Here is a 12,966-nt window from a genome sequence, read left to right on the forward strand (position 1 = left end):
ACCCGATCCTGCCCGGAAATCGCGCATCTTCAATCGTTTAAGGTGCGATTTCGCCGAAAGGCCGGCCTGAACGTCACAGTTGTGGGCACGGTCCGGAACCCCCGTCCGGGGCCGTTCGTCCTTGTGGAATGAGGCGGCCCTATGTTAGCCAACCGCCGCGAAATTCAGCCCCAATCGGGTAAGGAGAGACATTCATGACCAACGGTAACGGCACCCCTCCCGAGGCGGCCCAGGCTCCCCAGCTCAACGTGCTGGCGCAGTACACCAAGGACCTTTCGTTCGAAAATCCGAACGCGCCCACCTCGCTCCAGCAGCAGAGCCAGCCGCCCCAGATCAACATCCAGATCAATGTCGGCGCCAACAATCTCAGCGAAACCGAGTTCGAGGTGACGCTGTCGGTCGAGGGCAAGGCGGAGACCGCAGGCAAGATCATGTTCTCGTTCGAGCTCGCTTATGCCGGCGTGTTCCGCATCACCAACGTGCCGAAGGAGAACCTGCATCCGCTGGTCATGATCGAATGCCCGCGCCTGCTGTTCCCGTTCGCCCGCGAGATCATCGCGACCGCCGTGCGTGATGGCGGGTTCCCGCCGCTGATGCTGGATCCGGTCGACTTCGTCGGTCTCTATCGTCAGAACATGGAGCGGCAAATGGCCGCCCAGGGCGGTCAGACCGGCCAGGCCTGATTAACGGGCCTAACCAGCCGGATTGGCGGAAGCTGGAGCGGGCAGAAACTCGTTCCAGATCGCCTTCTCGCCCATGGTTGCGATGAAGGCACGATGGGCCTCGCGCTCGGCATCAGTCACCCGCGGCGCGAGCGGCACAGACCGCTGCCGCCGCGGCGCATCGCCGGCGGCATTGATCCTGATTTCTTCGCTCTCCGAAGCCAGCAGCAGCTGCGACTGCCGCGCCCCGACCAGATCGACATAGACTTCGGCCAAAAGCTCGGAGTCGAGCAACGCGCCGTGCTTGGTGCGGTGTGAATTGTCGATCGAATAGCGCGAGCAGAGATCGTCGAGCCGGTTCGACACACCCGGATGCTTGCGCCGCGCCAGCAGCAGCGTATCGACCAGCCGCTCGCGCGGGATCGCCGGGCGCTTGATGCGATCAAGCTCGGCATTGATGAAGCTGATGTCGAACGAAGCATTGTGGATCACCAGCGGCGCATCGCCGATGAACTCCAGAAACGCATCGACCACTTCGTGGAACAGCGGCTTGGTCGAGAGGAACTCGGCCGACAGCCCGTGCACCGCGAAGGCTTCCGCCGGCATGTCGCGTTCGGGATTGATATAGACGTGATAGGTCTGGCCCGTCGGCATGCGGTTGAAAATCTCGACGCAGCCGATTTCGACCAGGCGATCGCCGCGGAGCGGATCGAGGCCGGTGGTTTCGGTATCGAGAACGATTTCACGCATGATCTGGGATGCCGTCTGAAGCCGGCGAATCAGCTCCGCCGCTGCGGCATCTTAACCACCTCGGCCAGGATGTGCGTGATTTGGGCGCGCACCGGTTCAAGTCCGTGTGACGTATCCACCACGAAATCCGCGCGCTTGCGCTTCTCGGCATCCGGCGTCTGCTTGGCGATGATGGCATCGAGCTTGGCCTCGTCCATCGTGCCGCGCGCCAGCACCCGCTGACGCTGAACTTCCGGCGAGGTCGAGACCACGACGACGGCATCGACCCGCTTCTCGCCGCCGGTTTCAAACAGCAGCGGGATGTCGAGCACCACCACCGGCGCCTTGGCGGCTTCCGCATCGGCGAAGAATTTTTTCCGGGACGCACCGAGCATCGGGTGGACGATCTGCTCGAGCTGCTTGATCGCGGCGGGATCGTGCACGACGCGCGCCGAGAGTTTGGTCCGGTCGACCTTGCCGTTCGCGGTAGTGCCGGGGAAGGCGGCCTCGATCGCAGGCGCGGCCTCGCCTTCATAGAGCTGATGGACGGCGGCATCGGCGTCATAGACGGGCACGCCCGCCTCCGCGAACAATTTCGCGGTGGTGGATTTGCCCATTCCGATCGAGCCGGTCAGTCCGAGGATCCGCATCAGCGCCCAGCCATTTTATCGTTCAGACCGCAACTAGCCGCTCGCGCCGCAGGAACGCAAGCAGCGGCAGCAGCGGCAGGCCGAGAATGGTGAAATGGTCGCCCTCGATGCGCTCGAACAGATGGATGCCGAGCCCCTCGAGCTGATAGGCGCCGACGCTGGTGGTGACGGCATCGCGCGCGGCATCGAGATAGGTCGAGAGCTCGGCGTCGGTCATCTGCCGCATGGTCATGCGGGCGATCGAAACATCCTCGAAGACAATCTTGCCGTCATGCGCCACAGCCACCGCGGAGTTCAGCTCATGGCTGTTGCCGGCGAGATCCCGCAACTGCGCCAGCGCCTGCGCGCGGCCGGCGGGCTTGTTGAAGAGGCGGTTGCCGAGCGCCAGCGTCTGGTCGGCACCGATCACGTAGCTTCCGGGATGATTGACCGAGACCGCCTTCGCTTTCTCGCGGGCCAGCAGCAGGCCGATCTCGCGCGGATTCGAAAGCTTGGACGCGGCCTGAATGCCGCGCTCGTCGATGTCGGCTGTGATCGCCTTGAATTCGAGCCCGGCATTGGCTAGCAGCATCTTTCGTGCGCTGCTCTGCGACGCCAGGATCAACGGAGATGTGCCGCGCCAGAGAGCCATTTATTCCGAAGGCCGGTTGCGCTGGCGATCGCTGTAGAGCTTCATGATCGCGGCTGCGGTTTCCTCGATCGAGCGGCGCGTCACGTCCAACAGCGGCCAGTCGTGCTTGGCGCTCAGCTTGCGCGCGAACGCGACTTCCTCGGTGACCGACTGTCTGTCCGTATAGGTATCGCTGCCGGACTCGGCGCCCATGGAGAGCAGGCGGTTCTGGCGGATCTGGATCAGGCGCTCCGGCGTCGCATGCAGGCTCACCACCAGCGGCCGAGTCAGCTTCTCCAGTTGTTCGGGCACCGGAATGCCGGGAACCAGCGGCACGTTGGCGGTGCGGATGCCGCGATTGGCGAGATAGATCGACGTCGGCGTTTTCGAGGTGCGGGACACGCCGACCAGCACCACGTCGGCATCGTCAAGGCCTTCGACATGCTGACCGTCGTCGTGGATCATCGTGTAGTTCAGCGCGTCGATGCGCTTGAAATATTCCGCATTGAGGACGTGCTGGGCGCCGACGCGGCCGGTGGTCGCTGCGCCAAGATAGGCTTCGAACAACTGCATCACCGGCCCGATGATCGACAGGCTCGGAACGTTGATCCCCTTGCACTTGTCCTCGAGCCTGGAGACCAGATCCTTCTCCAGCAGCGTGAACAGCACGATGCCCGGCGCTTCCTCGATCTCATCGAGCACGCGATCGAGCTGCTTCTGGCTGCGCACCAGCGGATAGACATGCTCGACCGGCGTCACATTGGCGTATTGGGCCGCGACCGCCCGCGCCACGGTGATCAGCGTCTCGCCGGTGGAGTCGGAGACCAGGTGCAGATGGAAATAATTGTTCGAGGTCGGCACAGAAACTCTTTGTATGAAGGCGGTGTGATTTGTGGATTTCTGTGGAGCTTAACCCCTCGGAAAGGGATGTGCGACACCAGGGGCGGGACAAGTGCCAATTTTCTTCACACCACTGCCCGTCAGAACAAGTCCGGCGCCTCGCCAAAAGGGAAGCGGGATTGCGCGGACAACCCCCTTGATAAGCTGCCGACAGAAACGCGCAAGCCTTTGAAGCTGGCCGAATTATCGCAAATCGCAGCAGCGCCTCGGGATATGTTGAGAGATGTGAACAAGCACGCACGAACGCGCGGATGGAATTGCGTGAGTCCAATCCACGGTCACTAAGACTCAAACCTTAAGAATCTAAGATTCTAGATTTGAGGAAGGCGCTACGGACGGATATGTGTGCAGGGTAAGACCTTAACGGGTTCTTACTATCCCCAGTTCCCTTTGCGGGCAGACATCCGGGCGCAAGATATGTTCGAAGACGTCTATCTCTGGATCAAGGCGCTGCATGTGATCGCGGTCATCGCCTGGATGGCCGGCATGCTCTATCTGCCGCGACTGTTCGTTTATCACTCCGAGGCCGAGATCGGCTCGAAGCAGTCCGAAACGTTCAAGGTGATGGAACGCCGGCTGCTCAAGGCGATCATCAACCCCGCCATGATCGTCACCTGGCTCGCCGGGCTCTATCTCGCCTGGGCCGGCCACTGGTTCACATTCGGCTGGCTGCACGTAAAACTGGCACTGGTCCTGGCGATGTCGGCGGTCCACGGCTTTTTTTCCCGCTGGCTGAAGGATTTCGCTGCCGACCGGCGTCCGCGGAGCCAGAAATTCTATCGGATTATCAATGAGGTGCCGACCGTCCTGATGATTTTTATCGTCATCATGGTGATCGTGAAGCCGTTCTAGGCAGACCGCGCGACGAATCGCTCAGTGCTTCGTCTTGCGGAGCGGGAAGCGATTTTCTATATTAGCGATATCCCACCCAACGCAGGCGGATGTGGTTGTGTCTGAGCTTTCCAGAGGCCGGACACCGCATCAGGTTTGAAGCCTCACCCGGCACTCACCTTGCCAGACCTGCGGACCTAATCTTCTCACGTCCGCATTTCAGAGCCTCCTCGCATCCCCTCCCCAAAGGTTACCCCACAGGACCACCCCAATGCGGGAAATTAAACTCCAGGACCTCAAGTCGAAAACGCCGGCCGAGCTCGTCTCGTTCGCGGAAGAGCATGGGGTCGAGAATGCCAGCACGATGCGCAAGCAGGAGCTGCTGTTCGCCATCCTCAAGCAGCTGGCGCTGGCCGAGACCGACATCGTCGGCGAGGGTGTCGTCGAGGTTCTCTCCGATGGCTTCGGCTTCCTCCGCTCGCCCGATGCGAATTATCTGCCGGGCCCGGACGATATCTACGTTTCGCCCTCGCAGATCCGCCGTTTCGGCCTGCGCACCGGCGACACCATCGAAGGCCACATTCGCAGCCCGAAAGAGGGCGAGCGCTATTTCGCGCTGCTGAAGGTCAACACGCTCAATTTCGAGGATCCGGAAAAGGCCAAGCACAAGGTCAATTTCGACAACCTCACGCCGCTGTTTCCGAATCAGCGTTTCCGCATGGAAATCGACGATCCGACGCGGAAAGACCTTTCTGCACGCGTGATCGACATCGTCGCGCCGATCGGCAAGGGCCAGCGCGCGCTGATCGTCGCGCCGCCGCGCACGGGTAAAACCGTGCTGATGCAGAACATCGCGCACTCGATCACGCACAATCACCCCGAATGCTATCTGATCGTGCTGCTGATCGACGAGCGTCCGGAAGAAGTCACGGACATGCAGCGTTCGGTGAAGGGCGAGGTCGTGTCGTCGACCTTCGACGAACCGGCGGTGCGTCACGTCCAGGTCGCCGAAATGGTGATCGAGAAGGCCAAGCGCCTGGTCGAGCATGGCCGCGACGTGGTGATCCTGCTCGATTCGATCACCCGCCTCGGCCGCGCCTACAACACCGTCGTGCCGTCATCCGGCAAGGTGCTGACCGGCGGTGTCGACGCCAACGCGCTGCAGCGCCCGAAGCGCTTCTTCGGCGCCGCCCGCAACATCGAGGAGGGCGGCTCGCTGACCATCATCGCGACCGCGCTGGTCGATACCGGCAGCCGCATGGACGAAGTCATTTTCGAAGAGTTCAAGGGTACCGGTAACTCGGAACTGATCCTGGACCGCAAGGTCTCGGACAAGCGCACCTTCCCGGCAATCGACATCTCGCGCTCCGGCACCCGCAAGGAGGAGCTCATCACCGATCCGCAGGTGCTCAAGAAGATGTACGTGCTCCGCCGCATCCTCAATCCGATGGGGACGATGGACGCGATCGACTTCCTGCTCGACAAGCTGCGCTCGACCAAGAGCAATTCGGAGTTCTTCGACTCCATGAACACCTGAGCCAGGGTGCGGCAAGACATCAGAGGGCGCCTTCGGGCGCCCTTTTTGTTGTGCAGCTTTGCTGCGGTAATAGTGCAGCATGGCTGACAGATTGCCCGGGAACTTGGAATCACGATAAGCTGTTGATATCTTTATGGTATGATTGACTTCGGCCGGCCGAATGGTTCCGAGCCAAGCCAGTTTTGCAGCAAAATGCTGCGTCTTATATTGCACTGCAATAAGGTGATTGCTGCGGACCAAAGCGCAGCAAAAGGTGGCGCCGGCCGCGCAAGAACGAGCTGTTTGCCTTTTCTTCGCCAGCCGGACAAATAGGCCATGCATCCGCGAGACCAGACCATCTTTGCGCTGTCGTCCGGCCGTGCGCCGAGCGCGATCGCCGTGGTGCGCGTCTCGGGCCCGCAGGCCGGCCTGGTCCTGACGACGCTCGCGGGCAAGCTGCCGGCGCCGAGGCAGGCGAGCCGCCGGCTGCTCCGCGACGTCCAGGGCCAGCCGATCGACGATGCCGTCGTACTCTGGTTTCCAGGGCCGGGCAGCGCGACCGGCGAGGACATCGCCGAATTTCACGTCCATGGCGGCCGCGCCGTGCTGGCGGCGTTGCTTGCAGATATTTCGATAATTCCGAATACGCGCGCGGCCGAGCCCGGCGAGTTCACGCGGCGGTCCTTCGAGAACGGCAAGCTCGACCTCACCGAGGCCGAGGGCCTCGACGATCTCATTCACGCCGACACCGACCGCCAGCGCCGCCAGGCCCTGCGCCAGTTGCAAGGCCTGCTCGGCGATCGCGCGCGCGACTGGCGCGAGCGCATCATCGAAGCGTCGGCGCTGATCGAGGCCGGAATCGATTTTTCCGATGAAGGCGATGTGCCTGCCGAATTGAGGGCGCCGGCCGTCAAGGCGATCAGAGCCCTGCATGATGAAATCACAAAAGTCCTTGCGGCACAGGGACATTCTGAACGCCTGCGCGAGGGCTTGGTGGTCGCGATCGCAGGCGAGCCGAATGTCGGCAAGTCGACGCTGATCAACCAGCTCGCGCGCCGCGAGGTCGCGATCGTCTCGCCGCACGCGGGCACCACGCGCGACGTGATCGAGGTGCAGCTCGATCTCGACGGTTATCCGGTCACAATCATCGACACCGCCGGCATCCGCGAGACCGACGATCCGGTCGAGCAGGAAGGCGTGCGCCGGGCGCGGGCGCGCGCCGAAGACGCCGACCTGGTGCTGTGGCTGGTCGAGGGCGAGCAGGCCGCCGATCCGGACGCGCTGGGGTCCCTTCGGAAGTCCGGAGACGGCGAGCAGCCGGACGGGCCGGTCTGGATCGTGCGCAACAAGATCGATCTCGACGAGCCCGGGGGCGCTGGGCCGCGCGACGAGTTCGGGATCTCGGCGAGCCGGGGCGATGGTATCCCCGAGCTCGTCGAGGCCCTTGTGGAATTCGCGTCGAATTTTTTCGGAGCCAGCGAAGGCGCGGTCGTGACCCGGGCCCGTCAGCGAGACCTGTTGAGCCGGGCGTCAGAGAGCTTGCGCCGGAGTCTCGAGCTTGTAGAAGAGGGCGAGGAACTCGCTGCCGAAGAGCTGCGCGCCGCTGCCTATGCCCTCGGCCGGCTGCTGGGGCGGGTCGACGTCGAGGACGTCCTGGGCGCCATTTTCCAGAAATTCTGTATCGGAAAGTAGTGCTAGTTCTTCAATCTAGAACTAACGCTTGTTCCATTACTTGTGTTTCACGTGAAACAGGGCCGCCTATTCCGCGTAGAGCATGCTGCGGCTTTCTTCGTAGCCTGGATGGAGCGCAGCGCAATCCGGGACCTCTTTCGCTCCGGCGGACGCCTGTCCCGGATTTCGCTGCGCTCCATCCGGGCTACGGGTCCCGCTGGTCTCACGTGAAACAGCAGCAACTGATTCCATCCTGTTTCACGTGAAACGCCAATTGCGCAGGTCAGCCGCCTGATGTCGTAAGACGAGCGGAAGACTGTGTCTCTCCGCGAGCGAGATGGTCATTCGCAATGGCGAGACGCCAGCCGGGTCATTGCGAGGAGCTCTTGCGACGAAGCAATCCAGACTGCTACTGGGAGGGGATTCTGGATTGCTTCGCGACGCTCGCAATGACGAGTGTCGCGCGAGCTGTTGCTCCTTGATCGGCCGGCCTGCGGCGAGACAATCCGAATTGACGGGCTCGCTCCAGTTCCGCGGGACCTATCTTTCGCCCTCTGCGGCCCATTTCGTTTCACGTGAAACAGTAATCTCTTCAACACTCCTCCTACTGTGCATGGGGTTGTTTTCAGGAAAATGCTTTGCTGGCCTCCGAAGCCTGTCGTCCGTTTCACGTGAAACACCCTCTCACCCAGTTTCTACTTCCGGCTTTCATACCTCTGAGCTAGAAGTCCGCCATGCGAACAGAGCGAGAGAGTTTCGACGTCATCGTCATTGGCGGCGGCCACGCCGGCTGTGAGGCCGCGGCTGCTTCTGCCCGGATGGGCGCGGCGACCGCTCTGGTGACGCACCGTTTCTCTACGGTTGGCGCGATGTCCTGCAACCCCGCCATCGGGGGTCTCGGCAAGGGTCATCTGGTCCGCGAAGTCGATGCTCTCGATGGTCTGATGGGCCGTGTCGGCGATGCCGGCGGCATCCAGTTCCGCGTTCTCAATCGTCGGAAGGGTCCCGCTGTGCGTGGTCCCCGGGCCCAGGCGGACCGGAAGCTTTATGCGGCCGCCATGCAGGCCGCGATCCGGGAGACCGAGGGTCTTTCCGTCATCGAAGGCGAAGCTGACGAGCTGCTTGTGGTCGACGGGCGGGTTACCGGACTGCGCCTGGCGGATGGCCGGGAGCTTCGGGCAGGGGCTGTCGTCGTCACCACCGGCACCTTCCTGCGTGGTCTGATCCATCTCGGTGAGAAGAACTGGCCCGCTGGCCGGGTCGGTGAGGCTCCGGCAATGGGCCTTTCCGCCTCCTTCGAGCGTGCCGGCTTTACCCTCGGACGGCTCAAGACCGGCACGCCCCCGCGTCTGGACGGTACCACGATCGACTGGTCTGCGGTCGAGATGCAGCCAGGAGACGAGCCGCCGGAGCCGTTCTCGGTCATGACCGAGCGGATCACGACCCCGCAGATCCAGTGCGGGATCACCCGGACCACGTCCGCTACCCATGAGGTGATCCGGGCCAATGTCCATCGCTCCCCGATGTATTCCGGCCAGATCAAGAGCTCCGGACCGCGCTATTGCCCCTCGATCGAGGACAAGATCGTCCGCTTCGGCGACCGCGATGGCCACCAGATCTTCCTGGAGCCGGAAGGTCTCGACGACAGCACGGTCTATCCCAACGGCATCTCAACCTCGCTCCCGGAGGAGGTCCAGCTCGCGATCCTCGCCAGCATCCCCGGTCTGGAGCGGGTGAAGATGGTCCGTCCGGGCTACGCCATCGAATACGACCACCTCGATCCTCGGGAGCTCGATCCGACCCTGCAGACCAAGCGTTTGCGTGGTCTCTTCCTGGCCGGGCAGATCAACGGCACCACCGGATATGAAGAAGCCGCCGGGCAAGGCATCGTGGCCGGCCTGAACGCGGCGCTATCGGCCAGTGGGGCAGTACTGACGGTGTTCGACCGCGCGGACGGCTATCTCGGTGTGATGATCGACGACCTCGTGACCCGCGGGATCAGCGAACCCTATCGGATGTTCACCTCAAGGGCCGAATACCGGCTGACACTGCGGGCCGACAATGCCGATCAGCGCCTGACCGAGAAGGGGATCGCTTTGGGATGCGTCGGCATCGCTCGTACCCAGCATCACCGTACCAAGATGGACGCCCTGAACGCGGCCCGGACGCTCTCGAAGTCGCTGACGATCACCCCCAACGAGGCGATCAAGCACGGGCTGTCCCTGAACCGGGACGGCCAGCGCCGGTCGGCCTTCGAACTGATGGCCTATCCGGATATCGGCTGGAGCCAGGTCCGGGCGATCTGGCCGGAGCTGTCCGCGATCGATCCCGTCATCGCTACCCATCTCGAGATCGACGCCAAGTACGACGTCTATCTGGAGCGCCAGAGCGCCGACGTCGAAGCCTTCCGGCGAGACGAGGGGATGGTGCTGTCGGAGGTCGACTACCAGCAGGTCCCAGGTCTTTCCAACGAGGTCCGCGCCAAGCTGGAGAAGGCACGACCGTTCACGGTCGGCCAGGCCGGCCGGATCGACGGCATGACGCCGGCAGCGCTCGGCATCCTCGCGGCCTATCTCCGCCGCGAGGCGCGGAAAACTTCCAAGGCAATCGCATAGGCGTTTCACGTGAAACAGCGCGGACCGGGCGGGGACAGGCCGCTATCCCGACGACCCGGAGCAGGTGAGGGCGGCGGTCGTCGGCCTGAGCCGGCGCCGGCCAAACCGAGGATCGACAAGGCCAGCGCCAACGATCAGGCGCTCGACTCCATCATCGCCGCCGACAAGCGCGCGGCGTTGAAGCTCGCTCCCGTTTCACATGAAACAGAGGCACGGCTCGATCGCTACATTGCGCTGCTGCGGGAATGGCAGGCCAAGACCAATCTGGTCGCGCCCTCGACCCTGCCAAACCTCTGGACCCGGCACATCGCCGATTCGCTTCAGCTCGTCGATCTCGCGCCAACCGCAAAGCGCTGGGCCGACCTCGGCAGCGGCGGCGGCTTTCCCGGCGTCGTGCTCGCCTGTGCCATGGCAGGGACGCCGGATGCCAAGGTTCATCTGGTCGAGCGAATCGCCAAGAAGGCTGCGTTTTTGCGCGAAGCAATCCGCGTCACCACATCTCCGGGAGTCGTACATCTCGCTGAGATCGGGGATAATGTGGATAGAATCACCGGCCCCGTCGATTGCGTCACCGCGCGTGCGCTGGCTCCGCTACATCAACTTATCGGCTTTGCGGAGCCGCTGATGCGCCAGGGCGCAAAGGCGTTGTTTCTCAAGGGTCAAGATGTAGAGGTTGAATTGACCGAAGCCGCTAAATATTGGAATATTCAGCCGCAGCTCCACCAAAGCCGCACCGGCGATGGGTGGATCGTCGAGCTAACTTCAGTTGAACGGCGCGGGTGAGACGTTCAGGGGTTGAGTGGGGATTTCGATGACCGTGATTGACGAGCCGCAGCAAGAGCAGACCGCAGAAGTCCCGCATGGCCACCCGCGCATCCTGGCGCTGGCCAATCAGAAGGGCGGCGTGGGGAAAACAACCACAGCGATTAACCTCGGCACGGCGCTCGCAGCGATTGGCGAGCGCGTCCTGATCGTCGATCTCGATCCGCAGGGCAACGCCTCGACCGGCCTCGGCATCGATCGCCGCAACCGCTCCTGCTCGACCTATGACGTGCTGATCGGCGAAGCCCCGCTGCGTGAAGCGCTGGTCTCGACCGCGGTGCCGCGGCTGCACATCGCGCCCTCGACCATGGACCTCTCCGGCCTCGAGCTCGAGCTCGGCACCACGCCCGGCCGCGCCTTCAAGCTGCGCGATGCGATCGGCGCGCTCAACAACAACGTCTCGCCGGAGGCCGACTACACCTATGTGCTGATCGACTGCCCGCCCTCGCTCAACCTGCTCACGGTGAACGCGATGGCCGCGTCGGACGCGATCCTGGTGCCGCTGCAGTGCGAGTTCTTCGCGCTCGAAGGTCTGTCGCAATTGCTGCAGACGGTGGAGCAGGTGCGCTCGACGCTGAACCCGAACCTGTCGATCCACGGCATCGTGCTGACCATGTTCGACTCGCGCAACAACCTGTCGAACCAGGTCGTCGCCGACGTCCGCCAGTTCATGGGCGAGAAGGTCTACAAGACCATGATCCCGCGCAACGTGCGCATCTCGGAAGCGCCGTCCTACGGCAAGCCGGTGCTGGTCTACGATCTCAAATGCGTCGGCAGCGAAGCGTACCTGCGGCTCGCCACCGAAGTGATCCAGCGCGAGCGCGAGCTGCGCGTCACGCATTGAAGCGACGTTGATTCGTAGGATGGGTAGAGCGCAGCGAAACCCATCATCGCACGTACGAACAGCGATGGGTTTCGCTTCGCTCTACCCATCCTACAAGTTACGACAATTCAGTTCTGGAGTGCTGCACCGTGAATCCAAGGGAGCTGGCGATGGCCGATGAAGCGCGTTCGCGACTGGGCCGGGGTCTTGCAAGTCTGATCGGTGATGTCGGCGGCGAGGCCCAGCATGTCGATCGTCCGCGCGCGCAGCGCAAGGTGCCGATCGAGTTCATCAAGCCGAACCCGCGCAATCCGCGCCGCACGTTTTCCGACACCGAGCTTCGGGAGCTCAGCGATTCCATCAAGCAGCACGGCGTGATCCAGCCGATCGTGGTGCGTCCGGTGAAGGGCGCGCAGGATCGCTACGAGATCATCGCCGGCGAACGGCGCTGGCGCGCCTCGCAGATCGCCGGCCTGCACGAAGTGCCGATCGTGCCGGTCGACATCAGCGACAGCGATGCGCTGGAGTTCGCGATCGTCGAGAACGTGCAGCGCGAAGATCTCAACCCGATGGAAGAGGCGCTCGGCTATCACGCGCTCGCCAACGAGTTCAAACGCAGCCAGGACGACATCGCAAAGGTCGTCGGCAAGAGCCGCAGCCACATCGCCAATATGATGCGGCTGACCAAGCTGCCGGCCGAGGTGCAGGCCCTGATCACGAGTGGCGACCTGACCGCCGGCCACGCCCGCGCGCTGATCGGCGTGCCCGATCCGGTTGCGTCGGCCAAGCGCATCGTCGAGGAAGGCCTCAACGTCCGCCAGGCCGAAGCGCTCGCGCATGAAGAGGGCGTGCCCGAGCGCAAGCCGCAGAAGGCGCGCGCCAGCGGAGGCAAGGAAAAGGACCCCGACACGATTGATCTCGAGAAGCGCGTCAGCGATGCGCTCGGTCTCAAGGTCACCGTCAATCACCGCGACCCCGGCGGCTCCGTGCAGATCAACTATCGCAACCTCGACCAGCTCGACGAGGTGATGAAGCGGCTGGCCAAGGGCGCGTTGTAGTCTCGGCTTCCGTTCCGGGCTCGCGACGCGGGACCCGGAATCTCCCGCGATATAAGCAGTCTATCCCCTCACCCTGAGG

The 12,966-nt window shown here is 63.1% G+C and carries 12 protein-coding genes; 8 read left to right on the forward strand and 4 right to left on the reverse strand.

The features are described 5' to 3' along the window. Window positions 1–194: 194 nt before the first annotated feature. The gene (gene secB / locus VGR99_RS37555) at window positions 195–683 is read left to right on the forward strand and encodes a protein-export chaperone SecB (protein WP_326904988.1); all 489 of its coding nucleotides are present in this window, start codon (window positions 195–197) and stop codon (window positions 681–683) included. A 9-nt stretch (window positions 684–692) separates the two neighbouring features. Here the strand turns inward: secB and dnaQ are convergent, their stop codons facing one another. The 4 genes from dnaQ to VGR99_RS37575 are packed head-to-tail and all read right to left on the reverse strand — an operon-like array spanning window position 693 to window position 3,512. Next, window positions 693–1,412, reverse strand: a complete 720-nt coding sequence (gene dnaQ, locus VGR99_RS37560; protein ID WP_326904989.1) for a DNA polymerase III subunit epsilon — start codon at window positions 1,410–1,412, stop codon at window positions 693–695. Window positions 1,413–1,441: 29 nt separating this feature from the next. After that, the gene (gene coaE, locus VGR99_RS37565; protein WP_326904990.1) at window positions 1,442–2,041 is read right to left on the reverse strand and encodes a dephospho-CoA kinase; all 600 of its coding nucleotides are present in this window, start codon (window positions 2,039–2,041) and stop codon (window positions 1,442–1,444) included. A gap of 22 nt (window positions 2,042–2,063) precedes the next feature. Then, a complete protein-coding gene (locus VGR99_RS37570; protein WP_326904991.1) occupies window positions 2,064–2,672 on the reverse strand; it encodes a Maf family nucleotide pyrophosphatase in 609 nt (202 codons plus the stop codon). Continuing rightward, a complete protein-coding gene (locus VGR99_RS37575) occupies window positions 2,673–3,512 on the reverse strand; it encodes a pyruvate, water dikinase regulatory protein (protein WP_326904992.1) in 840 nt (279 codons plus the stop codon). It abuts the gene before it with no gap. Window positions 3,513–3,968: 456 nt separating this feature from the next. Here VGR99_RS37575 and hemJ point away from each other — a divergent pair, with 456 nt between their 5' ends. The 7 genes from hemJ (at window position 3,969) to VGR99_RS37610 (ending at window position 12,887) form a co-directional block, all read left to right on the forward strand. Then, window positions 3,969–4,403, forward strand: a complete 435-nt coding sequence (gene hemJ, locus VGR99_RS37580) for a protoporphyrinogen oxidase HemJ (RefSeq protein WP_326904993.1) — start codon at window positions 3,969–3,971, stop codon at window positions 4,401–4,403. A gap of 250 nt (window positions 4,404–4,653) precedes the next feature. Beyond that, window positions 4,654–5,919, forward strand: coding sequence for a transcription termination factor Rho (gene rho, locus VGR99_RS37585; RefSeq protein WP_028133442.1), 1,266 nt, complete (start codon window positions 4,654–4,656; stop codon window positions 5,917–5,919). A 315-nt stretch (window positions 5,920–6,234) separates the two neighbouring features. Next, complete coding sequence (mnmE, locus tag VGR99_RS37590; protein ID WP_326904994.1) at window positions 6,235–7,590, forward strand: tRNA uridine-5-carboxymethylaminomethyl(34) synthesis GTPase MnmE; 1,356 nt, start codon at window positions 6,235–6,237, stop codon at window positions 7,588–7,590. Window positions 7,591–8,303: 713 nt separating this feature from the next. Continuing rightward, window positions 8,304–10,184: a tRNA uridine-5-carboxymethylaminomethyl(34) synthesis enzyme MnmG gene (mnmG, locus tag VGR99_RS37595; protein ID WP_326904995.1), complete on the forward strand. Its 1,881-nt coding sequence runs from the start codon at window positions 8,304–8,306 to the stop codon at window positions 10,182–10,184. A 9-nt stretch (window positions 10,185–10,193) separates the two neighbouring features. Next, window positions 10,194–10,967: a 16S rRNA (guanine(527)-N(7))-methyltransferase RsmG gene (rsmG, locus tag VGR99_RS37600; protein WP_414645219.1), complete on the forward strand. Its 774-nt coding sequence runs from the start codon at window positions 10,194–10,196 to the stop codon at window positions 10,965–10,967. 28 nt (window positions 10,968–10,995) lie between these two features. After that, the gene (locus tag VGR99_RS37605; protein WP_326904996.1) at window positions 10,996–11,850 is read left to right on the forward strand and encodes a ParA family protein; all 855 of its coding nucleotides are present in this window, start codon (window positions 10,996–10,998) and stop codon (window positions 11,848–11,850) included. Window positions 11,851–11,999: 149 nt separating this feature from the next. After that, window positions 12,000–12,887 carry a ParB/RepB/Spo0J family partition protein gene (locus VGR99_RS37610; RefSeq protein WP_326904997.1) on the forward strand — a complete coding sequence of 296 codons (888 nt, stop codon included), beginning with the start codon at window positions 12,000–12,002 and terminating at the stop codon, window positions 12,885–12,887. Window positions 12,888–12,966 lie beyond the last annotated feature (79 nt).

Origin of the sequence: Bradyrhizobium sp., from assembly GCF_035935975.1 — a bacterium.
Lineage (GTDB): Bacteria > Pseudomonadota > Alphaproteobacteria > Rhizobiales > Xanthobacteraceae > Bradyrhizobium.

What these genes read in the sequence shown, in the direction of transcription:
- VGR99_RS37570 (WP_326904991.1), bottom strand. Translation starts at nt 2,672, where the DNA reads ATGGCTCTCTGGCGCGGCACATCTCCGTTGATCCTGGCGTCGCAGAGC.
- dnaQ (WP_326904989.1), bottom strand. Translation starts at nt 1,412, where the DNA reads ATGCGTGAAATCGTTCTCGATACCGAAACCACCGGCCTCGATCCGCTC.
- secB (WP_326904988.1), top strand. Translation starts at nt 195, where the DNA reads ATGACCAACGGTAACGGCACCCCTCCCGAGGCGGCCCAGGCTCCCCAG.
- VGR99_RS37610 (WP_326904997.1), top strand. Translation starts at nt 12,000, where the DNA reads ATGGCCGATGAAGCGCGTTCGCGACTGGGCCGGGGTCTTGCAAGTCTG.
- hemJ (WP_326904993.1), top strand. Translation starts at nt 3,969, where the DNA reads ATGTTCGAAGACGTCTATCTCTGGATCAAGGCGCTGCATGTGATCGCG.
- rho (WP_028133442.1), top strand. Translation starts at nt 4,654, where the DNA reads ATGCGGGAAATTAAACTCCAGGACCTCAAGTCGAAAACGCCGGCCGAG.
- mnmE (WP_326904994.1), top strand. Translation starts at nt 6,235, where the DNA reads ATGCATCCGCGAGACCAGACCATCTTTGCGCTGTCGTCCGGCCGTGCG.
- mnmG (WP_326904995.1), top strand. Translation starts at nt 8,304, where the DNA reads ATGCGAACAGAGCGAGAGAGTTTCGACGTCATCGTCATTGGCGGCGGC.
- coaE (WP_326904990.1), bottom strand. Translation starts at nt 2,041, where the DNA reads ATGCGGATCCTCGGACTGACCGGCTCGATCGGAATGGGCAAATCCACC.
- VGR99_RS37605 (WP_326904996.1), top strand. Translation starts at nt 10,996, where the DNA reads ATGACCGTGATTGACGAGCCGCAGCAAGAGCAGACCGCAGAAGTCCCG.